The sequence below is a fragment of the Catalinimonas alkaloidigena genome, assembly GCF_029504655.1.
In the GTDB taxonomy this organism is placed as follows: Bacteria; Bacteroidota; Bacteroidia; order Cytophagales; family Cyclobacteriaceae; genus Catalinimonas; species Catalinimonas alkaloidigena.
This window is the reverse complement of record NZ_JAQFIL010000003.1, coordinates 86965-107293: the sequence shown is the minus strand read 5'-3', so window position 1 is coordinate 107293 and position 20329 is coordinate 86965. Positions and strand designations below refer to the sequence as shown.

Below are 20329 nucleotides of genomic sequence, written 5' to 3'. Positions count from 1 at the left end.
GCCTTATGCCGGAAAGTTTCTATAAGATGTTCAAATATCGCATCAATTACTCCGTAATTTCAGTAGTAGGTCCAAAGAACTCAAAATGAATTCGTTCCTGCGGCACTCCCCAGGCTGTAATAGCATGATACAACATTCTCATAAATTCCTTAGGTCCGCAGAAGTAAAAGTCAGCTTCCTTACTCGGTAATAAATCTTGGATCAGATCTAGATTGATAAAACCCTTTGCATCATAATCTTTCCCTAAAATATCATTAGGCCCTGGTCTCTCATAACAGATGTAGGTATTTATATGATCATACTGCTGATCTATACTTTTAATATGGTCCTTAAAAGCGTGTTCTTTGCCATTTCTTGCTCCATGAATGTACCATACAGGGCGTTTTGAACCTTCCGCAACCAATGTATTCAACATACTCATCATAGGAGTTTGCCCTACTCCACCACTGATCAGCACTACTGGCAGAGATAGTTCTTTATTCAAATAGAAGTTTCCGGTAGGTATATGAACAGGTGCGACTGAGCCTTCCTGTAAATGGTCATGAAAATAGTTGGAGGCCACTCCCATCGGATACTCCTCAGGGTCAGTTACACCAGGCTCCCGTTTGATACTGACCCTATAGTAATCTTTGTCTGGTGAATCTGATAGGCTATAGTTACGCAACACCGTATGCTCTAGCCCGGGAATTTTCAGTTTGAAAGTAAGGTATTGTCCGGGTTCAAAACCAGCAATAGCTTTTCCATCTTCAGGTTGTAAATAAAAAGAAGTAATCATACTGCTTTCTTTCACTTTGCGGGCGATGACAAAGTTTCGGAATCCTTCCCATCCTCCCTTTTGTGTAGCGCCAGCATGGTATATCTCCTGTTCCCGCTTTATAAATACATTGGCTAGCAGTTGATAGGCTTCTCCCCAGGCTTCTATCACTTCATCAGTAGCAGCATCGCCAAGTACATCTTCAATAGCTCGTAAAAGATATTTACCTACAATAGGATAATGTTCCGGACGAATGTCAAGCCCGGCATGCTTCTGAGCCACGCGCTCTACTAAAGGAATTACTTCCTCCAGATTTTCTATATGCAAAGCATACTGATAAATGGCATCTGCCAGGCTTCTCGACTGCATCCCCGTAGCCTGATGACTCATGTTAAATATATTTTTTAACTCAGGATGATGCTGAAAAAGCAGCTCATACATTCTGATGGTAATGGCATTCCCATGTTCTTTTAAGGCTGGCGTTGTGGCTTTAACTACTTGAATAGTTTCTGATGAGAGCATAAATAATGCTGGTTAAAATTTTAAAAGATAAAAAGATATTTTAGTCTTTTAATACCCAATAATAGAGTATATAGTTTCAAAGCTAACCGAAGTTTTTTACAAAAAACGGGCAATAGGATTTCCAAAATAAGGATCAGCATACATTAACGTTTTATAATGCTAAAACATCCGATTATTTATTCTCCTTCTTATCTTTTCTCTCATTCGGATCCTCAATATATTCAGGACGCAACTCATCCGAATTGATATAGCATACCGGACTAGCATTTCTCACGGAAGTATCAGCTTTTTCTTTGTTTCTATTTTTCTTTGGCATAGCATACATTTATTTAGTACAATATTGATTCACTATAAACCAGGCTCTCAATCATAAATGATCAGACTCATTGGAGTTTCTATAAACTTATGTTATTTATCACGTTTCCTTCGTAGAGAAGATTCTAATTCCTAAATCTTTCCATATTCTTTTCGCTTAATTGTATACTAATTTAATCTCCGAAAGATGAAAATATTAGTAATAGAAGATGAAGCTGATATGCGTAATAATATCATAGAATCGCTGCAGGCAGAAAATTACCTGATAGAAACAGCCATAAATTATGATACAGCGCTTGAGAAAGTACACCTTTATGAATATGACTGTATCCTTCTGGATATATCTTTACCTGATGGTAGTGGTTTGGATATATTGAATGAGTTAAAAAAAAGCAATAAAGCAGAGGGAGTAATCATTGTTTCTGCTAAAAACTCGCTGGATGACCGGATACAGGGGCTTAACCTGGGCGCTGATGATTATCTATCCAAACCTTTTCATATGGCAGAACTGCATGCCCGCCTGAAATCTGTGCTACGCAGGAAAAAATTTAATGGCTCCAACAAAGTTAACGTGCAAAACTTGATCATAGATCCGGATGAACGCAGGGTAATAGTAAATGGAGAAGAGTTACAACTTAACCGTAAAGAGTTTGACATATTATTATACTTCGTTTCCAACAAAAACCGCCTGGTGAGCAAGTCAGCACTTGCGGAACATGTGTGGGGTGATCAGATTGACGAAGCGGATAGTTTTGAGTTTGTTTATTCACAAATCAAGAATCTTAGAAAAAAACTAAAAGACCAACAGGCAGCCATGGAGATTCAGGCTGTATACGGTGTGGGTTATAAACTGGTGTTGGCGTGAAATTACTGAATTATACCTCATCCTACTTCATAGGACTATTGCTGATCATCATATCGGTTTGGGCCATTATCTTTTATTTTGTTATGCTGGATGAGATTTACGATAGTATTGATGATGGGTTACAAAACTCCAAAATACTGATTATTCAGAAAGCAGCTAATGACAGTACGGTTCTATATCAAAGTAGCTTTCAGGAAGGCAATTATGCGATCAGGAAAATTTCGCCCAATGAGGCTATCACGCATGATGACACCTATCAAGACACTACCCTATACATGTTTAATGAAGAAGATTATGAACCGGTAAGAATGCTCAGATCAGTATTTCTTCTTGATCAACAATACTATGAGTTGAGCATCATTACCTCTATGGTAGAGGAAGATGACCTGATTGAAGACCTGCTATACGCTATTTTGTGGCTTTATCTGGGACTAGTCGCCAGTATGATTGTGCTCAACAACCTTCTACTGCAACGTATCTGGCAGCCTTTTTATAAGTTACTCAGATATTTAGAACGATTTCAGCTGGACCGACCAGAGTCAGTGCGTATACAAAAGACACAAGTTGAAGAATTTAACATCTTGAATGATACGATCAGTAAGCTTTTACAGAGTAATATCAATGTTTACAATCAACAAAAACAATTTATTGAAAACGCTTCCCATGAGTTGCAAACACCCCTTGCCATTAGCCTGAATAAACTAGAGCTAATTATAGGGAAAAATGACCTGACAGAAACACAACTCACCGGCTTAATGACTGTCATAAACAATCTGGAGCGTCTTACCCGGATGAATAAATCCCTGCTATTACTTTCCAAAATTGAAAACAGGCAGTTTCAGGATGTTGAAAAAGTGTCAGTTGATAAGCTGGTAAAAAATTTATGCGATGATTTTAAGGATCAGGCTGACTTTAGAGAGATTGAGTTCAGTTTACAGATAATCTCACCTTGTGAGAAACATATGAACCCAGAACTTGCGCGCATCATGATCTCAAATTTATTCAAGAATGCTATCGTTCATAATACAAGAGGAGGCTTAATCTCCATAAATGTCAACTACGACGGCTTTAGCATCTCTAATACCGGTATAGAGGAGCCATTGGATTCAGGCCAAATATTTGAGCGTTTCTATAAAAACAATACCAGAGTTCACTCTACAGGCTTGGGCATGGCAATTGTAAAATCCATAGCCAGTTTATACGATATTACTATACAATATAGCTACCGACAGCAACAGCATCATTTCAACATGCGATTGTAGGTCAATGATAGAAAATAACAGAAGCTTTCCGCTATTCCCAATTCTTTCCAGTTTTGTTATTGACCTTTGGGATATAATTAATTTAAACCCAAAAACTAATAACATGAGAATCATTATTTCACTTTTCATATTTAGTGGTGCGTTGATGTCTTGCGCACAGGATATTAATCTCAATGACATACCCTCAGTAGTATTGAATACTTTTAAAACTAATTTTCCCGATGCCCGGGATGTAGAATGGGAAAAACATGGAGATGATTACGAGGTGGAATTTGACCACAACCAAATAGATCATAATGCTTACATTGATGCTATGGGCGAGCTTATTCTTTACAAATACGACATCAGGCCAAGCGAACTTCCTGAAGCGGTAAAAAATACCATTCAGGTAGATTTCAAAGACTATCAGATTGATGACGCGGAACTCGTGGAAAAAGGCGGAGAAAAGCTCTATGATGTAGAATTGGATAGTAACTTAGCAGATCGTCAGGTAGTCTTAACACAAGATGGTCAGGTGACAGAAAATGCTTATTCCTTTATTGATTAATCATCAATTGAAAAGAGGCTGTCTAAAACATCAGGACAGCCTCTTTTCAATTCGTTTTCTTTACCCTTATTCCCTTTTCATAATATAATGGGGGATCCTAATTTGAGTATCTCAAGTTCATATACCTCACTTTATTTTTTACCTGAACAGCATAAGTTATTATAGAAAGTCCATTACATGAATGTCAAATTAAGTACTGTCCTACTTTTTATCTCTTTAGTGTGTCTGTTACATAATACATTTGCTCAGCAAAATGATGGTAAAGCAAAAGATTTCTTAACCACACAAATTGAATATACTTCAAAGGGCTTTCAATTTACCTCCCCAGACAATAAGTTTCAGTTGCAGATTGGTGGCAGGCTTCAGTTCAGGTTTGCCACGCCTAATGACCAGAACCCCATTACGTTTGCGAATTTTGCACCTGAGCGGGAGACAATATTTAAAATCAATCGGGCGCGACTAAAAGTAGGAGGCCATACTTTTCAACCCTGGTTAAAGTATTATTTTGAGTACGAACTGGGTGCTTCAAGATTACTGGACTTCAGGATAATGAGTGAAAAATGGCCCTGGCTGAGTTTCAAATTAGGACAGTGGAAGACAGAGTATACCCGAGAGAGGATGATTTCAAGTGGCAATCAGCAGATGATGGAACGCTCAATCATTAACCGTCCCTTTACCATAGACAGGCAGCAAGGTTTCACAATGTACGGGCATATCCAAAAGTCTAAATTAGCTGACTTTAACTATCATCTGGCTGTGCTTACCGGAACGGGCATTAATGCCAGGGAAAATGATGACGAAAACCTAATGTACACTGCCCGTGTTCAGTGGAATTTTTTAGGAGAAGCAGTGCCTATGATAGGTTCAGACCTGGAAGGTCGTCAAGAACCCTTGGCTTCAGTGGCCTTGGCAGGGGCAACCAACAGGAGCCGGTATACCAGGTTTTCTTCTTCAGGGGGAGGAAGCCTGGCTGGTTTTGAGATAGGGGAAGCCGGACAGTATACCGTTAACCAATGGTTGTTTGAAACGGCTTTTATGTACCGTTCATTCAGTTGGCATAGTGAGATGCACCTGAAAGACATAGATGATCATATCAACCAAACTTTCACTCGTCTGAGAGGAGGATTCTGGCAGGCAGGCTATGTGCTGAATCACGAATCAGATACTACAAAACCACTTTTTGAACCGGCCCTCCGTTATGCAATTTTCCAACCATCTATTGGCTTTCCTGAATATGCCAGAGAAGAGTTTTCTTTAGCCTTAAATTGCTTCTTCAGCAGACATGCGAATAAGCTGACTGCAGATGTCTCTTACTTTGAATTTGAGGAAGGTGATGTAGATATCTCTTATCAAAGCTGGAGATTTAGGGTGCAGTATGAAGTTTCCTTTTAATAGCTAATTTTAAGTCGCTTTAAAACCGGAAAAGTCATTTTAATGAACTTGTGTATTAATAAAAGTGATTTGACAGTTTAAATTTTTTAATATCAAAATATAATGCGTTAACTTTGTGTTAATTTTATAAGTTGTATTTGTAGTAGTGTTCTGCTAATTATTTGCTTTTCTATCAGTCAACCTGATTAATTTTTATCGTCTAAACATAAGCCATTTGGTCTTGTAAGAAGGGTTCAGAGAGCGCTAGCATTTACTGAAAACACAAAGCATTATGAAAACTCCATACGAAAAAACATTTAAATATGGGCTTCAGCGCCTTTTATTCGGCAAAACCAAGAAGAAGACACGCACTTTTTACACAGGACTTCTTTTGCTTTATATTTTTATTTACCTTCTGATAGAAAGTGTTAGGCTGTTTTGAAAAAGTAGCTCGTGTATAGGAGATATTGATATTTTTTAACTTATGGTGAAAATTATAAGATTCTTGAAAGAAAAAGTGTGGACAGTCCACGGAATGGCAATACTTTTTATATTGTGTTTATGTTTATATTTTGAAAGACCCATTTTAGGAGTACTAACCTCAACATATCTCCTTTTATTTTTATCTAGAAAACCGCGGAGGTAAAATATATTTGATCATTTAAAAATTTTATCGTGACTTTCATAACCCTAGTAATTTTCTGAGCGGTAACCTAAACTTAATGAAATAACAATTTTGAAATACCAAGCAAACCACCAATTCCTAAAGTAAACAACCCTGCTAAAAACATGCGTATCCTGGGACCATGCAGTAAGCATCCTATACGCAGCCCATAGACAAAAAGTGTGACATAGATTAAGCATTCTGCCAGCATCACTGCAGTTGCTACTGAAAACAATCCTACAGCTGCAATTAACAACATCAGTATGGGCAAGTAGGCTGAAGACAGAATCGGTCGGGTCTCATGCCAAATGATAAGAAGCTCTTTTTGTCCAGCTTTTTCTTTCCCGCAATTACCTGACTGATTGTTTCGCTGAATGCTTCGGCATGGGCTACCGAAAGTGAAGTCCCAAACAAAAGCAACATTCCGTGCCAAGCCGATAGTTGATGATCTTTGAAAGATAGCAACACCGCCAATATGGTAATAGATCCATAGAGTGTTTTTGAAATAAATGCTTTGCTAAAAAATTTCTCTGTCATCATCAGTAAGAATGGTTGTATTTTAATAACCTATTTCGGTGTGCTCATAATCTTAACCTCTTCATGGTTGTTTTTAATTTTTTTCCATCAGATACTCGGCCACAGCCTGATAAGCTGGTAGCGAATAGGCATCGTTGGCGGCATTAGCTGCAACCGGGTGCGAAGCTAGCCGTACAATCACCATTTCAGCTTTTGGGTCAATGTAGATAGCCTGTCCGTGCACCCCACGGGCGCTAAAGGCTCCGTGTTCATTTTCAGTCTTCCCAGTCGGGCATAACCACCACATATTGCGGTACGACCAGCCTTTGAGTTCAGTGTGATCTGATTTAGCGAAAGCTTCCTGACTCCCCCCTTTCTCAATATCTTCCACCGCAGCTTGCGGAATGATCTGCTTGCCTTGCCACTCTCCTTTGTTACGAATCATCTCTCCAAAGCGGGCCAGATCGCGCAGCCCGGCGTTAAAGCCACCTCCGGCAAAGGGAGTCCCTAGGCCATCCACCTGGTAATAGCTGTCTTGTTCCACACCTAACCGGCTCCAGATTTTGTCAGACAATAACTCGTCTACTGACTTACCCGTGGCCTTCGCCATAATCCAACCCAGCGCGTCGGCGTTGATGGTGTGGTAGCCAAAAGCTTCCCCGTGCTGTCCATTCTTTTTCACTGTTTCCAAGTACTCATAATATCCTATCGGACCGTCATAGTCTTCGGACTTGGGTAAAGGGCTTCCGGCTGCCGAGAAACTCCAGACTTCGGCGTTAGGATCAGCATAGTTCTCGCTGTATTCCAATGCGGTGGTTATGTCCATCACCTGTCGGACAGTGGCGTCGCCGAAGCCCGAGTTTTTTAGTTCCGGCACGTATTCCGCCACCAGTTTATGTTCGTCAATCACTCCTTCAGCAACCAGGGCAGCTGCCAGGGTGCCAGTAAACGATTTAGTGAGCGACATCACAGCATGTACATCAGTTTCGTTCAACTCACTAAAGTAGCGTTCGTAGACTACCTTACCTTGATGTAAAATAATGATACCATCGGTATAATTTTTCCACAACGACTCCTCTCAAGTCATGGAATCTTGTGCATCCCACAGCAAATAAGTTATCGAATTCATATTTTCGCCCCGCTCGTATTCAAAAGAAATCGGAGCATCTAAACCGCCTGATACTTCGACTGTGGGTAGGAATTCCCGCATATGCACCACACTCCAGCGTATGGCTGGAAACTCAAAAAAAGATCCACCCGATACTTTTAGCACTCTGTCAGGAGGAGGTGGAAAGTCCTGCATCCAACCGAAATTGCTGGGTTCACTTTCTTTTGCCGAAAGATATTCTTTATGGTACTGGGCAACGCTCTCATTGAGTGTAAACTATAAGGTGATTGACAAAAGAAGATAAATGTATCAGAGAGAATATAGTATATTCATAGTACGTGATTTAATCCAGGGTTTGCACACCACAATTTTGTGCAACCATTTACCGGAAGTAGAGGCCGGTCAGCCACCACACACCAGGCGAAGTGGATATCCATGTTCAATGGGAATATTTTTTCCATTCATAGCCCAAGCAACCAGCGTTTCATCCTGTAATGCCTTAGACATAGGAACTCCGCGCGAGATGGGTACTTTGAAGGGATCACCACTGAGATGCATATCTTTGTCATAATAACCAATGTATACTGCATCCTCCTTGATGCACACATCTTCTAGTATATCTTTGAGGAGTGCGCCTGTCCATTCAGCGTTGTATATTGGGGGGGGGGGTGATTGTGCTCTTTATTTATCATATCTAATGAATAAAAAACTTGAAATATCTGATTAGGGCAGCTAACTACACTTTAAAATGTTTATGCTTAGTAGCATGTATTAACCATGAGAAAACTAATTTATAAGAAAAAAACCCGAATTTTACTTCGGGTTTTACAGCCAGCCTTGGAGGAGAAGCCTTAAAAAAATACTTATGGATTCTCACCACCTAAACTTAACTAAACAATGATAAAAAAATTACTACTCCTCTATCCATCTGCCAGCCTTATCTTTCTCAGAGAAATGGAAGCTTTTTAGTTTGATGCCCCCAACTACATTGGTTAACTGAGCAGCTTGCTTGAGCCAGTCTTTCATGGTAATAATTGCAGCTTTTTCAAAATGTCCAAGATGACCAAAATTATATTTGAGGTCCTCAATCAGCGTATCCATAGAAAAACCATGAGAATCCACATATTCTACATATAGCCTTACCTTAGCGTGAGACTTAAGTTTTTCCCTAAGTTTGATTAGCACAGGTTTCAAATCTGCCTCACTGGTTGTTCCGTCTATACGGAACCCAACAATGTCATCTCGCCGGGTTGTGATTGTTTCCATCATACTAAAAATTACTATATTAAAGTAGTTGCATTCTGGTTAATCTATATTTAGAGCATAAACTAGAATTGTACTCTACCCGATGATTTTGAGTAAGAAAAAGAAAAGCTGAATTTTGAGGTTACCATACACTCTAAACTCAGCTTTACCATGAAATATTTATTAGAATCAAAGATAAAAAAACTTTGAATGCCTTTCCTGTTGTCCGCCATTTGTCACGACAGAAATTTGTCTGGCAGTTTGTAAAAACAGTTATCAAAATGCGCACTGTGCAATTCTGTGAGTTAGCTACGGAACTGAATGATGAAGTACGAGAGACTTCAAATGAACGGCGCATCCAAGCTTTTTTCAAAGATGCTCTTCTTGATTATCAACAAGTAGCGGCCCTTCTATCTAGGTTTCTACCCCCCGGAGAAGTGAGTCTGAGTCTTGACCGTACGGAATGGGATTTTGGCCAGTGCCAGGTTAATATTTTATGTATCACCGCTTGTGTAGGTAAAGTGGGCTTGCCTTTATACTTTGAGATGTTGGATAATAAAAGTGGGAATAGCAACTATCAAGATCGGATCGATCTACTGAAGCAGTGTGTAAGGCTGCTAGGTAAAGCACGCATCGCTTCAGTCATTATGGATAGAGAATTTATCGGCCATCAGTGGCTGACTTGGCTTCAGAAGGCTGAAATTCCCTTCTGTGTCCGCGTTCCTAAACATCATACTATCACCTTGCGTAACGGTGAAACCTACCAAGCCGAAGAATTAATGGCTCACCAGTCTACACGGTACTTTCAAAATGCTATTGTGGATGGAGTAAGAGTTAATGTAGCTATTAGAAGACTGGCTAACCGAGAAATGTTGTATGTCATCGGTACTCACTTTGCTAAGCAGCTTCCGCACATATATCGCAAACGCTGGACCATAGAGGTTTTCTTTCAAAGTTTGAAAGGACGCGGTTTCAAATTGGAAGGTTCACATTTACGAAGTCTAGACAAGTGGAAAAAACTATTTGCTTTAGTGTGTATTGCTTTTGCTATTTGCCTGTCCTTAGGCAGAGAGTTCTTGGATAAAACACAAAAAGTAGCGATCAAAAAGCACGGCTATCCAGCCAAGAGTACTTTCCGCAGAGGGTTAGATTGGTTCCGGCAGTATTTAAAAGGCAAGCATCAAGCTGACTTTGATAGGCTGCTTAAACTATTTCTGCGAAGAGTAGAGCGAACTGGGGCCTGCGATTATCAACTGATAAATATCATCGGGTAGAGTACTAGAATTGTTATTACAAAGTACGCAAAGTAAAAATCAGGATACAATGATGTAAGTCTCTCACATTTGATGATTAAAATCATTTTATTCCCATAGGTCTGGAGCTATTCTTTCACTTCAAAAAATAATTTAATGAACCCTAAGCCTGATTTTGATATTGTGAAAAACCACCTTCAGAAAAGCATATCCCGACAAGCCCCGCTAAAGGAATTACTAGAGCAGATCATCAAGTGGATAGAAGCCCAGTCCAGTGAGTTTTTAGTTTCTATACTCGTTGGTGACAAAAGCACAGGAAAATGGCAAATAGGCGCTGCTCCCTCACTGTCACCTGATTTATTGGAACTTATCAAACTTGTGGTATTCAAGCAGTTGCCTGGTATCAACAGCAATTCATCTTTTGAACCGATAAGCAAAAGAATTATTTGGAAAGATAGTACTTACTCACTTCAGAATGGCTGGTGGGCCACTCCCATTCATTCCAGACTAAATGGTAAATTATTAGGCGCACTCGTGTTTTTTTTCAAGGAATTCAGATCGCCCAAAAAAGATGAGATTTCATTGATCATCAACGGTGTGGACTGGGCGGCTACGGTGATTGAGCAAAAAATGTCAGTAGATGCAGTATTGACACCTGAGGTTAGACAGAGGACGTATACTGAAGAACTGGAACAAAAAGTAAAGGAGCGCACTCGAGAGTTGACTGCTATGGTGAAGAAACTGGTAGAAACCAACCTTTCCCTGGAATACCAGATCCATGAAACCCGGCAGGCAGATGCGCAGGCAAAGAAAAATTATGCTTTGTACGTGGCAATTGCCCGCTACTTTCCTAAAGTGATGATTGTGGTCATCAACCGGGACTATCAGATTGTATTTTTGGATGGTGAAGAATTGCGAAAAATAGAGTTGAGCAAAGAAAATGTAGAAGGACATTCTGTAAAACAGGTGAAGAACTTCTCTACAGAATGGAAAAAACAAATGCTCACCTATGCGCAAAAAACCTTTCATGGTGGACATTATTCTTACGAGATCAAATACAAAGCGAATAGTTACAAAGTCAACACTATGCCGTTGGATGAGGGTCACCTAGATGTAAACCTGGTGATGTTTGTTTTTACCAATATTAGCGAGCAAAAAAGTACTGAGCAGAAAATGCTTAAAGCCCTGAAAAAAGAAAAAGAACTCAGCGAGCTAAAATCCCGCTTTGTATCCATGGCCTCTCATGAGTTCAGAACGCCATTGAGCACCATCTTGTCTTCTGCCAACCTGATTGCCCGCCTGAATGAGCCAGGGAAGGAAGATAAAAGGCTGAAAAATGTGGAACGCATTAAATCCAGCGTAAAGAACCTGATAGATATTCTCAATGAGTTCCTTTCTCTGGGAAGGTTGGAAGAAGGGGCTTTACAGATGAAGAAAGAGATCTTTGACCTGATGGAGTTTATGGAAACCATTGTTCAGGAGTTGCAGCATGTACAGAAGCCGGGACAGGAAGTACAGCTTACTTCCGATCAGGAAACCATCCAGGTCAATCTGGATAAGCAGTTTACCCGAAATGTTTTTTTGAATCTTTTGTCTAACGCACTTAAATATTCTCCACCAAATGAACCAGTGGACTTGATTATAAATACTAATGATACATCTCTCACCGTAAAGATTATAGATCAGGGGATTGGTATACCGGAAGATGAACAGCAGAATTTGTTCAACCTGTTTTTTAGGGCACGTAATGTGACCAATATTGAAGGCACAGGCTTAGGACTGCCCATTGTCAAAAAATACATAGAACTTATGAATGGGGAAATTACTTTTGACAGTAAACTGGAGCAAGGCTCTACTTTCACAATCACGCTACCCTTAGACCAGGAAGAAAATGCATAAAATAGTATTGATAGAAGATAATGCTGATGTCAGAGAAACCACCGCCGATATTCTTGAATTGGCGAACTATGAGGTAATCACTGCTGAAAGCGGAAAGCTAGGCATAGAAAAGGCCACCGAGCATCAACCTGACCTGATCATCTGCGATATTATGATGCCCGGCCTGGATGGTTATGGAGTGCTGCATATCCTCAGTAAAAAAGCGGAAACCGCCAGTATTCCTTTTATTTTTCTCACTGCCAGGGCAGAAAAAGAAGATGTGCGCAAAGGCATGAACCTGGGTGCGGATGACTATCTAACCAAGCCTTTTGAAGAAATGGAGCTGCTGAATGCGGTGGAAAGTCGTCTGCGCAAAAATGAAATCCTGAAGAAGGAATACGCTAATAATATCAATGGGCTCAATGAATTTTACACAGAAGCCAGTGAATATAAAGAACTGAAAGACCTCTCCAAAAAGAGAAAGATCAAGACGTACAAAAAGAAAAAAGGCATTTTTCAGGAAGGCGTCAAAGCTGATATGCTTTACTTCCTAAGCAAAGGAAAGGCCAAAACTTTCAAGACTACCGAAGATGGTAAGGAATTCATTACCGGGATTTTTCAGGCAGGGGATTTCTTTGGGTTTATGCCTTTGCTCAGCGAGAAAGATACTTATACCGAAACTGCCATAGCTTTAGAAGATACAGAAGTCTGCCTGATCCCCCAGGAGGATTTCTTTAAGTTTCTCTATAGCAATCGTAGCGTAGCCAACAAATTCATCAAAATGCTTTCCAACAATCTGATGGAAAGAGAGGAGCAGTTATTACAGGTGTCTTATTTTTCAGTGAGGCAAAGGGTAGCCGAAGTGCTCTTGAGGGTAAGTGAACAATCTTCCAGACAGGATGGAACTCTCCCTGAAGTCACTTTAACCAGAGAAGACCTTGCCAGCCTGATCGGAACAGTGAAAGAGACAGTAATCAGGACTTTGGCGGATTTCAAAGAAGAAAGCCTGATTACTATTGACAGAAAAGGGATCACTATTCTGGACAAGGAGGGATTAATAAAAGTGAAGTCATAAGTGCGCTTCAATTTTGACGTTATACTTTTTTGATGATATAAATCATATGTTTTTTCAGACGTAGGTCATATTAGATATGAGAAATTAGCCTTTTCTTTGCTTCATCAATAGGCATTTCATATTCAACTTAATAATGAACAAGGTACCTCTAAAAGATAATCTGGAGCATAAGTGGAAGATACACCTGCATGTAAAGGTGTGCAATACACTTGCTGAGGGTGAGGCTTCGGTCCGAAACCTAAAAAACCGCCACCCTCCCCTGGAGCATCTTTCTGTATTGGGAAAAATAAACAGCTTTTCTGATGAGGATTTTTGTCATGTTTCAGCCTGTTTTACACATTTGACTTCTACAAAAATCCATATCCTTGACATTTCAGGGATAGGGAAAATTTTTGTGGCTGGTTCTTTATCCTCGCTTTTGCTGGAAAAAATTGATGGCAAAGCCTTGGGATCATTGGAGGGAGGCTTAATGGGAATCCTGAATGGCTATGGCTTGAGCAGTAAGAAAACTTCCTACTATCTGGAGCAGCTACGGAACGGAAAACTGGTGGTTATTGGATGGGAATATGCTTCTCTTTTAAAAAGCAATAACACTTTTACTTCAACAGGAATTGTAAAATAAATTCTGAAAAAAGCTTCACTAAAGGATATTCTGATATTCTAGATAAGGGGACGCGCTGGCTGGGTTGCAACCCCCGCCGGGGTAGCCCTTGTTTTAAATAGAATCAGAACAATACCCATTATATAAAATAAATCATTCCATTTAACGCATATCTAAAATGTCAAAAAAGATTGTAGTCACTGAAAGAGATTATGATTTGATCTCAAAATTTGTCAATTATAATCCTCATAATCTATCCAGTTATTCGTATTCAAGACTGGTGGAAGAATTAAAAGAGGCTAATATTGTCTCTGGAGATAAAATTCCAGAAGGCGTAATTGGCCTGAACTCGGAAGTTACATTGTATGAGAACACACTGGGAAAAGAGATTAAAATAACTTTAGTAGTGCCCAGTAAAGTAAACCCTAAAAACAATAAAATTTCAATATTTTCTCCACTAGGCGTAGCACTCATCGGATATCATGAAGGAGACTCAGTGGAATGGGAAGTACATGGAACTGTAAGGCAGTACAAAGTACTTCAAGTCATTAATTCCGGACATAAAGAATAATTTAAAGTAAAAAGTAGCATTAACCGTATTGTATTTCCTGCTGTTCTCATCATCCGGGCTGACAGGTTTTTCAATTCCAATCATCATATATAATATGTTTAATATCAGCTTAAGAAGAGGTAATAGCCTTGGCTTAGATCTTGGAAACAGTAATACTATTTTTACTGAAAAAGAAGGTGACTATTTTACCCAGCCCTCCTTTATTGCATTGCATAAAGATAAAAAGGCTGTGAAAGCAGTAGGGCAAGAAGCTTATGATATGCTGGGTAAAGCCAGTGAGCAATTTAAAATTGTAAAACCACTAAAAGGTGGAGTTATCATGGATTATGATTCGGCCAATTGTATGGTAAAGTCAATGATCAAAAACCATCACTCCAGATCTTCCTTTTTTTATGGCTTTGACAATGTGGTGGCAGGTATTCCTTATGATACTACCGAAGTGGAAAAAAGAGCTTTGCGAGATGTGCTAGAACAATTTAAAGCGCACCGGAAATATCTCATCTTTGAACCTATCGCAGCTGCCATTGGCATGGGGCTGGATATTCAGGAACCTGATGGTAAATTTTTGGTAGACATTGGTGGTGGCGTTACAGAAATTGTGATTATTTCATTATCTGGCATTGTGTCCCATCAGTCTATTAAAATAGCGGGAGATACTTTTGACGAAGACATACAAAATTACTTCAGAAAGCGATACAACATGTCTATTGGCAGTAAGGTAGCAGAGCAACTCAAGATCAAAGTCGGCTCAGCTACTGATACCCCTGAGGATGTTCCCGAACCCTACCAGATGATAGGCAAGAACCTGATGACCGGACTTCCGGTGAGTATAGAAATAGGTCACTCAGAAGTAGCAAATATCTTAGATAGCACTATCAGTAAGATAGAAGATGCTATTCTACAAGCACTTGAAACTTGTGAGCCAGAACTTGCTGGTGATATCTACGGAAACGGAATTTACCTGACAGGTGGAGGTTCTTTGTTACGTGGACTTAAGCAAAGATTGAAAGCCAAAACTAAGCTTCAGGTACAACATGATGTTGATGCTTTGCAGTCCGTGATCAGAGGTATTGCCAGGGTTATTCATTCCCCCAAACTGTATCAGGCTGTGTTATTCCAGTAACCACACTATTTTAAAAGTTTATGATGAAAAAGTGAATGATATTTGTCAATAGCTCGGAGAAGTTTAGAGTACTATTCAATTTGGCGTATGGGATCAATTTGTAGCAAAAATTTGACCTAACGCCAAATTGACAAATTTTCCATACCATCCTATCATCTTTCTCATGCTGCTTCTTTGGAATAAGACCTGCTTTAATAAGAATAACTTTTCAATGACAAAGATCATCAATTATGTATGACATGAGTCGTTTTACTACAAGCTGCCCCTTACTAACTTGTGAACAAGTTTTTACTCCGGATGGTATTGCCCCGCATCAAAGCTTGCGGATAAATTTTTTATAACATTAAAGCCATTTATCATGACGTTGGAAAGACAATTTATAAAAAATAAGAGTAGCTTCATATACAAGGGAATAGGTGCTATTACATTTGGCCTGGTAGCTTTGTGTTATCCTGGTGATGAAATCAATGCATTGGCCATCCCATTTGGATCTCTTTTGATTTTGAGTGGCTTAATCATTATCATTAGAAACATAAGCTCTCAAAAAAACAACAAATTCTCACCTCTAGGTAAAGGAGTGACAGAGTTATTCATAGGTAGCTTTGCTATTTTTTCTGCGGCAGCACAAATTAACCTTCTCTGGGAGTTGATCGCACTTTGGGTCATTGTGACCGGTGTTTTTCAAGTCCTCACTTTTAGCAGGATCAAACAAATTGTGCAGGAGTGGAAGGTTATGGTGATTTTAGGAAACCTTGCCGTCATCTTTGGGGCCAGCATGCTAGCCAATAGTTCAATACAGTGGATATCCCCCACCTACGAGCTGGCAATTTTTGCCATATTTTACGGAAGCTGTTTTATCTATATTTATTTTCAGCTCAAAGAAAAACGCAAGTACCTCAAAGATAAACCGGTCAGAGTTTTTCAACCCGAAACCAAAGCATTTTATGAAAAGGTGGTGTAGTATTCAATCCGTAAATTTAACTCTGGGTAAATAATTTTATTTGTTGATTTGAAACTACCCTACCTAATTAGTTAAGGGTTAAAAAAATTATATCGGATAAATTTGTCCGATATAATTTTTTGTTTTACCTTTCTACCAAACCAGAGAGAATATGTTTTCAAAAGCCTGTGAATATGGAATCCGGGCTACTATTTATGTAGCAGTACAGTCCCTGGAAGATAAAAGGACAAGCCTGAAGGGTATTGCTAATGAAATCGGATCGCCATTGGCGTTTACTGCTAAAATACTCCAACAACTGGTAAGAAGTAAGATACTAAGTTCTGTGATGGGACCAGCAGGAGGGTTTCAAATAGAAAAAAAGAAAATTGATCAGATCACTTTAAGCCAGATCGTTGATGCTATTGATGGCGATTATATTTACAGGGGGTGTGGCTTGGGGTTGGAAGAATGCAATGCTGCCCAGCCTTGCCCTGTGCATGACAAATTTGCCAGGATCAGGGATGAACTAAAATATATGCTCAATACTACCAGTTTATTTGAATTAGCCTCCGGTTTAGAAACAGGACTAACATTTTTAAAAAGATAAAAAAATTATTCAAAAATAGGATAAAAAGGTCTTAATATATTAAATAATGATTTACCTTATCACATTCTTATTTCCCCTACCCAAACTAAACAGCCTATTATTGCAAGCAAATACCATTGATACTGAGAATTGGCTGACCAGCCCCGGAGTGATCGGCACCTTGGTATTAATCGTCATTGTCATAGTAGTTGGCATACTCATTCTGATGGCCAGGTTGAATAGTTTTCTTGGAAGACAAAAAGATAAACAAGTCAGAAAACAAAAGTCGCAATGGAATGAAGAGCTGGTCAATCTGGAACAAAGCGAAATAGACACAATTCTGGAAAGGCGTAAAAGGGCGCATAAATATCAATTGAAAGGGGAAGAATTAGGTAGTGCTTATGATGTGTCAGACGAGAAGGGCTTGATCCATAAGGTGACCCACAAGCCGGAAAACCCCATCGCTGATGAAAAGAAAAGTGCGGCAGAAGCCATTGAAACACCTGACCAACTGAAAAAGCTTATTATTTTCTATCTGGGAACCGCGGTGTTTTGGCTGGTATTTGGCACATTCATAGGCCAATATTTAGGCATGAAATTCGTCTGGCCGGAACTGGATAGTGCTTCCTGGCTTTCGTTTGGCAGGCTTCGTCCGGTACATACCAATACGGTATTCTGGGGGTGGACTTCGCTCACCATGTTTGGCCTGGGGTACTTTGTCGTGTCCCGTACCTCTAACACCAAAATATATAACTACAATTGGGGTTGGCTGGCATTGGTATTGATCAACCTTACTGTAATTATCGGTAATATTTGCCTGATGTCAGGTATCAATAATGGTGGAGGGGAATACAGAGAGTATGTCTGGCCGGTGATGTCACTTTTCGCACTTGGCCTCATCATTAACTTCTTGAATTTTTATAAGACGGTGGCCAACCGCAAAATATCTGAAATTTACATATCCAATTGGTACATACTGGGTGCTATGGTTTGGACCATTGTACTGGTGATTATCGGGTATCTGCCCAACTTTCAAAACGGTTTGGGTGAGACTGTGATCCAGGGGTACTATATGCACCAGGGGGTCGGTATGTGGTTCATGACTTTTACCCTGGGGCTCATATATTATTATCTGCCCTCTGCTCTCAACAAACCCATCTATTCTTATTCGCTGGGAGTATTGGCTTTTTGGACGCAGATGCTATTTTACACCATGATCGGCACCCATCATTTTGTATTCAGCCCCCTACCCTGGTGGTTACAGACTGTGGCGATTGTTTTTAGTGCGGGTATGTTTATCCCGGTCATTGCCGGAACTACCAACTTCTTGATGACCATGAGAGGAAGCTGGAACCACATTTCCAAAAGCTATGTGCTGCCTTTCTTTTTGATAGGCGTGATCTTCTATTTTGTGGGTTCTGCCCAGGGCAGTTTCCAGGCATTTCGCTTCACCAATTACATCTGGCATTTTACAGACTTCAATGTAGCCCACTCCCACATGACGATGTACGGCATCATCGCGTTTATCCTCTGGGCCTGCATTTATGCAATTTTACCCAGGCTAACAGTCAAAGAGCCACCTCAGATTTTGGTAGGTGCCCATTTTTGGCTGGCACTGATCGGATTAATTGCCTATATGATATCGCTTATGGCAGGGGGAACGCTCAAAGGCCTGAGTTGGGTAGAAAACGCTCCATTTATTGAATCGGTGATTATGATGAGACAATACTGGGTATGGCGGGCTATTGGCGGAACCCTCATGTTCATATCTCACCTGCTTTTCGCCTACAATTTCTATTACATGGTCAAAAAAAGAAAGGTAACTGAACCTATAAACATTACACCAAAAAAAGTGAATCAAGCTGAACCTAAAGAGCATGTTTAATTTTCATAAAGACCATAGAAGTTTAGTATTTGTATCTTTTCTGGGATTCCTAATCTTGAGCCTGGGCGTAGCTGTATTTCCTGCCTACCAGTCGCAGGAAAACACTGCACCATTGCCCACCATGGAACCCATGACAGAAGCAGAAACCAATGGCCTTCACATCTTTGTCAATGAAGGCTGTGTAGCTTGTCATACCCAACAGGTAAGGAGTATAGAGATGGACAAAACTTGGGGTGACAGGCCCTCTATTCCTTCGGATTATTACTATAGCAAGCAACGAATGAGCCTGTGGCGGCAATCACCATCCGTACTGGGTAGTGAAAGAACCGGCCCGGACCTTACTAACATCGGGAAACGTCAGCCCAGTGAGGATTGGCATCTTTTGCACTTGTACAATCCACGTATTGTAGTCAAAGAATCTATTATGCCCTCTTACCCCTGGTTGTTTGAAGAGAAAAGTGAGGTGAACCAAAATGATCAGGTTTTAGCCATTCCCGAAGAATTTTCAAAAGAGGGTGTAAAAATAGTGCCTACAAAAATGGCTTTGGACCTGGTCGCTTACCTGCAATCACTGAAACAAGCACCACTAACCACTGAGCAGGAAGTTGATTTTATTCCTTCTACCCGCAAAAAGCTGGAAGATGTAAAAAGTGAAAACAATGACAATCAGGGAGCATCTTTGCCCGATGGTCAGTCCCTTTATACATCAACCTGCGCGGCTTGCCATCAGGCTGAGGGTACCGGCTTACCTGGTGCTTTTCCTCCTTTGGCAGGTAGTTCGGTAGTGAATGATGAAGACCCTGAATTACTGGTGCGTATCATACTGCAAGGCTATGACGCACGGCCTGAGTACGCACAAATGCCGGGCTTTGCTGATCAGCTAAGTGATGAAGAAATTGCTGCCATTGCCAATCATGAACGCTCAAGCTGGGGTAATGATGCACCATCTTTAACCGCCGAAGATGTGAAAAAGATCCGTGAATTAGTTATGAACCAAACACCATAAATACGATGGAAAACGCAGAAAACTATTTACCAAGTTTAATTACTTCTACACCGATAGAAGGCCGCGAACTCGCTATCAAGCTGGCAAGAAAATCTATTGCTGCCATACAAACGGATGCTGAGCTTAGGAAAAAGCTCAGGTCGGAGTATGCTGAAGATACCGCGCAGCTTATTGCTTCTGCCCAGGTGATCGCTACTGAGTTTCAGACGATTGCGGCAGCAAACAATTATTGGAGAAAGTAA

21 protein-coding genes and 1 pseudogene are annotated in these 20329 nt (G+C 40.2%); 16 read left to right on the top strand and 6 right to left on the bottom strand.

Annotated features, from left to right (window positions below):
• Window positions 1-46: 46 nt before the first annotated feature.
• Together hmpA and OKW21_RS32210 are read right to left on the bottom strand one after the other, a co-directional pair.
• Window positions 47-1276, bottom strand: a complete 1230-nt coding sequence (hmpA, locus tag OKW21_RS32215) for an NO-inducible flavohemoprotein (RefSeq protein WP_277488177.1) — start codon at window positions 1274-1276, stop codon at window positions 47-49.
• A gap of 172 nt (window positions 1277-1448) precedes the next feature.
• Window positions 1449-1592 (bottom strand): hypothetical protein, encoded by a 144-nt coding sequence (locus OKW21_RS32210; RefSeq protein ID WP_277488174.1) that lies wholly within the window; start codon window positions 1590-1592, stop codon window positions 1449-1451.
• 186 nt (window positions 1593-1778) lie between these two features.
• Between OKW21_RS32210 and OKW21_RS32205 the strand changes: the two genes are divergently transcribed.
• The 4 genes from OKW21_RS32205 (at window position 1779) to OKW21_RS32190 (ending at window position 5657) form a co-directional block, all read left to right on the top strand.
• Window positions 1779-2456, top strand: coding sequence for a response regulator transcription factor (locus tag OKW21_RS32205; protein WP_277488172.1), 678 nt, complete (start codon window positions 1779-1781; stop codon window positions 2454-2456).
• Window positions 2453-3718: a sensor histidine kinase gene (locus tag OKW21_RS32200; protein WP_277488170.1), complete on the top strand. Its 1266-nt coding sequence runs from the start codon at window positions 2453-2455 to the stop codon at window positions 3716-3718. Before OKW21_RS32205 ends, OKW21_RS32200 begins: the two co-directional genes overlap by 4 nt.
• Window positions 3719-3821: 103 nt before the next feature.
• Window positions 3822-4265, top strand: a complete 444-nt coding sequence (locus OKW21_RS32195) for a PepSY-like domain-containing protein (RefSeq protein WP_277488168.1) — start codon at window positions 3822-3824, stop codon at window positions 4263-4265.
• 177 nt (window positions 4266-4442) lie between these two features.
• Window positions 4443-5657, top strand: a complete 1215-nt coding sequence (locus OKW21_RS32190) for an OprO/OprP family phosphate-selective porin (RefSeq protein ID WP_277488166.1) — start codon at window positions 4443-4445, stop codon at window positions 5655-5657.
• A 901-nt stretch (window positions 5658-6558) separates the two neighbouring features.
• On the opposite strand, the gene OKW21_RS32185 is transcribed toward OKW21_RS32190, so the two are convergent.
• Entirely contained in the window at window positions 6559-6840 is a 282-nt protein-coding gene (locus tag OKW21_RS32185) for a hypothetical protein (protein ID WP_277488164.1), read from the bottom strand.
• Window positions 6841-6910: 70 nt separating this feature from the next.
• On the bottom strand, window positions 6911-7885 hold the full coding sequence (locus OKW21_RS32180) for a serine hydrolase domain-containing protein (RefSeq protein ID WP_277488161.1): 975 nt from the start codon (window positions 7883-7885) through the stop codon (window positions 6911-6913).
• Between the two features lie 160 nt (window positions 7886-8045).
• Here OKW21_RS32180 and OKW21_RS32175 point away from each other — a divergent pair, with 160 nt between their 5' ends.
• A complete protein-coding gene (locus tag OKW21_RS32175; RefSeq protein WP_277488159.1) occupies window positions 8046-8228 on the top strand; it encodes a hypothetical protein in 183 nt (60 codons plus the stop codon).
• Between the two features lie 101 nt (window positions 8229-8329).
• Here the strand turns inward: OKW21_RS32175 and OKW21_RS32170 are convergent.
• Window positions 8330-8572, bottom strand: a pseudogene (locus OKW21_RS32170) (molybdopterin-dependent oxidoreductase); the annotation flags it as partial.
• A gap of 264 nt (window positions 8573-8836) precedes the next feature.
• The gene (locus tag OKW21_RS32165; RefSeq protein WP_277488157.1) at window positions 8837-9193 is read right to left on the bottom strand and encodes a SpoIIAA family protein; all 357 of its coding nucleotides are present in this window, start codon (window positions 9191-9193) and stop codon (window positions 8837-8839) included.
• 257 nt (window positions 9194-9450) lie between these two features.
• Between OKW21_RS32165 and OKW21_RS32160 the strand changes: the two genes are divergently transcribed.
• From OKW21_RS32160 to OKW21_RS32110, 11 genes are all read left to right on the top strand, one after another.
• Complete coding sequence (locus OKW21_RS32160) at window positions 9451-10443, top strand: IS4 family transposase (RefSeq protein WP_277476649.1); 993 nt, start codon at window positions 9451-9453, stop codon at window positions 10441-10443.
• Window positions 10444-10578: 135 nt separating this feature from the next.
• A complete protein-coding gene (locus OKW21_RS32155) occupies window positions 10579-12321 on the top strand; it encodes a sensor histidine kinase (RefSeq protein WP_277488155.1) in 1743 nt (580 codons plus the stop codon).
• A complete protein-coding gene (locus tag OKW21_RS32150; RefSeq protein ID WP_277488152.1) occupies window positions 12314-13375 on the top strand; it encodes a response regulator in 1062 nt (353 codons plus the stop codon). The genes OKW21_RS32155 and OKW21_RS32150 overlap by 8 nt, the downstream gene beginning before the upstream one ends.
• A 133-nt stretch (window positions 13376-13508) precedes the next feature.
• Window positions 13509-13997: a hypothetical protein gene (locus tag OKW21_RS32145; RefSeq protein ID WP_277488149.1), complete on the top strand. Its 489-nt coding sequence runs from the start codon at window positions 13509-13511 to the stop codon at window positions 13995-13997.
• 157 nt (window positions 13998-14154) lie between these two features.
• Window positions 14155-14547 carry a GreA/GreB family elongation factor gene (locus OKW21_RS32140; RefSeq protein WP_277488147.1) on the top strand — a complete coding sequence of 131 codons (393 nt, stop codon included), beginning with the start codon at window positions 14155-14157 and terminating at the stop codon, window positions 14545-14547.
• Window positions 14548-14641: 94 nt separating this feature from the next.
• Window positions 14642-15670 (top strand): rod shape-determining protein, encoded by a 1029-nt coding sequence (gene mreB, locus OKW21_RS32135; protein WP_277488145.1) that lies wholly within the window; start codon window positions 14642-14644, stop codon window positions 15668-15670.
• Window positions 15671-16028: 358 nt separating this feature from the next.
• Complete coding sequence (locus tag OKW21_RS32130; RefSeq protein ID WP_277488144.1) at window positions 16029-16631, top strand: HdeD family acid-resistance protein; 603 nt, start codon at window positions 16029-16031, stop codon at window positions 16629-16631.
• Window positions 16632-16782: 151 nt separating this feature from the next.
• Complete coding sequence (locus tag OKW21_RS32125) at window positions 16783-17217, top strand: RrF2 family transcriptional regulator (protein ID WP_277488143.1); 435 nt, start codon at window positions 16783-16785, stop codon at window positions 17215-17217.
• 100 nt (window positions 17218-17317) lie between these two features.
• Window positions 17318-19081 (top strand): cbb3-type cytochrome c oxidase subunit I, encoded by a 1764-nt coding sequence (locus OKW21_RS32120; protein WP_277488142.1) that lies wholly within the window; start codon window positions 17318-17320, stop codon window positions 19079-19081.
• Window positions 19074-20087, top strand: coding sequence for a cbb3-type cytochrome c oxidase subunit II (locus OKW21_RS32115; RefSeq protein WP_277488141.1), 1014 nt, complete (start codon window positions 19074-19076; stop codon window positions 20085-20087). Before OKW21_RS32120 ends, OKW21_RS32115 begins: the two co-directional genes overlap by 8 nt.
• A gap of 5 nt (window positions 20088-20092) precedes the next feature.
• On the top strand, window positions 20093-20329 hold the full coding sequence (locus OKW21_RS32110) for a hexameric tyrosine-coordinated heme protein (RefSeq protein WP_277488140.1): 237 nt from the start codon (window positions 20093-20095) through the stop codon (window positions 20327-20329).

What these genes read in the sequence shown, in the direction of transcription:
- hmpA (WP_277488177.1), bottom strand. Translation starts at nt 1,276, where the DNA reads ATGCTCTCATCAGAAACTATTCAAGTAGTTAAAGCCACAACGCCAGCC.
- OKW21_RS32190 (WP_277488166.1), top strand. Translation starts at nt 4,443, where the DNA reads ATGAATGTCAAATTAAGTACTGTCCTACTTTTTATCTCTTTAGTGTGT.
- OKW21_RS32145 (WP_277488149.1), top strand. Translation starts at nt 13,509, where the DNA reads ATGAACAAGGTACCTCTAAAAGATAATCTGGAGCATAAGTGGAAGATA.
- OKW21_RS32185 (WP_277488164.1), bottom strand. Translation starts at nt 6,840, where the DNA reads ATGATGACAGAGAAATTTTTTAGCAAAGCATTTATTTCAAAAACACTC.
- OKW21_RS32115 (WP_277488141.1), top strand. Translation starts at nt 19,074, where the DNA reads ATGTTTAATTTTCATAAAGACCATAGAAGTTTAGTATTTGTATCTTTT.
- OKW21_RS32125 (WP_277488143.1), top strand. Translation starts at nt 16,783, where the DNA reads ATGTTTTCAAAAGCCTGTGAATATGGAATCCGGGCTACTATTTATGTA.
- OKW21_RS32210 (WP_277488174.1), bottom strand. Translation starts at nt 1,592, where the DNA reads ATGCCAAAGAAAAATAGAAACAAAGAAAAAGCTGATACTTCCGTGAGA.
- mreB (WP_277488145.1), top strand. Translation starts at nt 14,642, where the DNA reads ATGTTTAATATCAGCTTAAGAAGAGGTAATAGCCTTGGCTTAGATCTT.
- OKW21_RS32195 (WP_277488168.1), top strand. Translation starts at nt 3,822, where the DNA reads ATGAGAATCATTATTTCACTTTTCATATTTAGTGGTGCGTTGATGTCT.
- OKW21_RS32130 (WP_277488144.1), top strand. Translation starts at nt 16,029, where the DNA reads ATGACGTTGGAAAGACAATTTATAAAAAATAAGAGTAGCTTCATATAC.
- OKW21_RS32160 (WP_277476649.1), top strand. Translation starts at nt 9,451, where the DNA reads ATGCGCACTGTGCAATTCTGTGAGTTAGCTACGGAACTGAATGATGAA.
- OKW21_RS32155 (WP_277488155.1), top strand. Translation starts at nt 10,579, where the DNA reads ATGAACCCTAAGCCTGATTTTGATATTGTGAAAAACCACCTTCAGAAA.
- OKW21_RS32175 (WP_277488159.1), top strand. Translation starts at nt 8,046, where the DNA reads ATGGCTGGAAACTCAAAAAAAGATCCACCCGATACTTTTAGCACTCTG.
- OKW21_RS32150 (WP_277488152.1), top strand. Translation starts at nt 12,314, where the DNA reads ATGCATAAAATAGTATTGATAGAAGATAATGCTGATGTCAGAGAAACC.
- OKW21_RS32205 (WP_277488172.1), top strand. Translation starts at nt 1,779, where the DNA reads ATGAAAATATTAGTAATAGAAGATGAAGCTGATATGCGTAATAATATC.
- OKW21_RS32165 (WP_277488157.1), bottom strand. Translation starts at nt 9,193, where the DNA reads ATGATGGAAACAATCACAACCCGGCGAGATGACATTGTTGGGTTCCGT.
- OKW21_RS32140 (WP_277488147.1), top strand. Translation starts at nt 14,155, where the DNA reads ATGTCAAAAAAGATTGTAGTCACTGAAAGAGATTATGATTTGATCTCA.
- OKW21_RS32110 (WP_277488140.1), top strand. Translation starts at nt 20,093, where the DNA reads ATGGAAAACGCAGAAAACTATTTACCAAGTTTAATTACTTCTACACCG.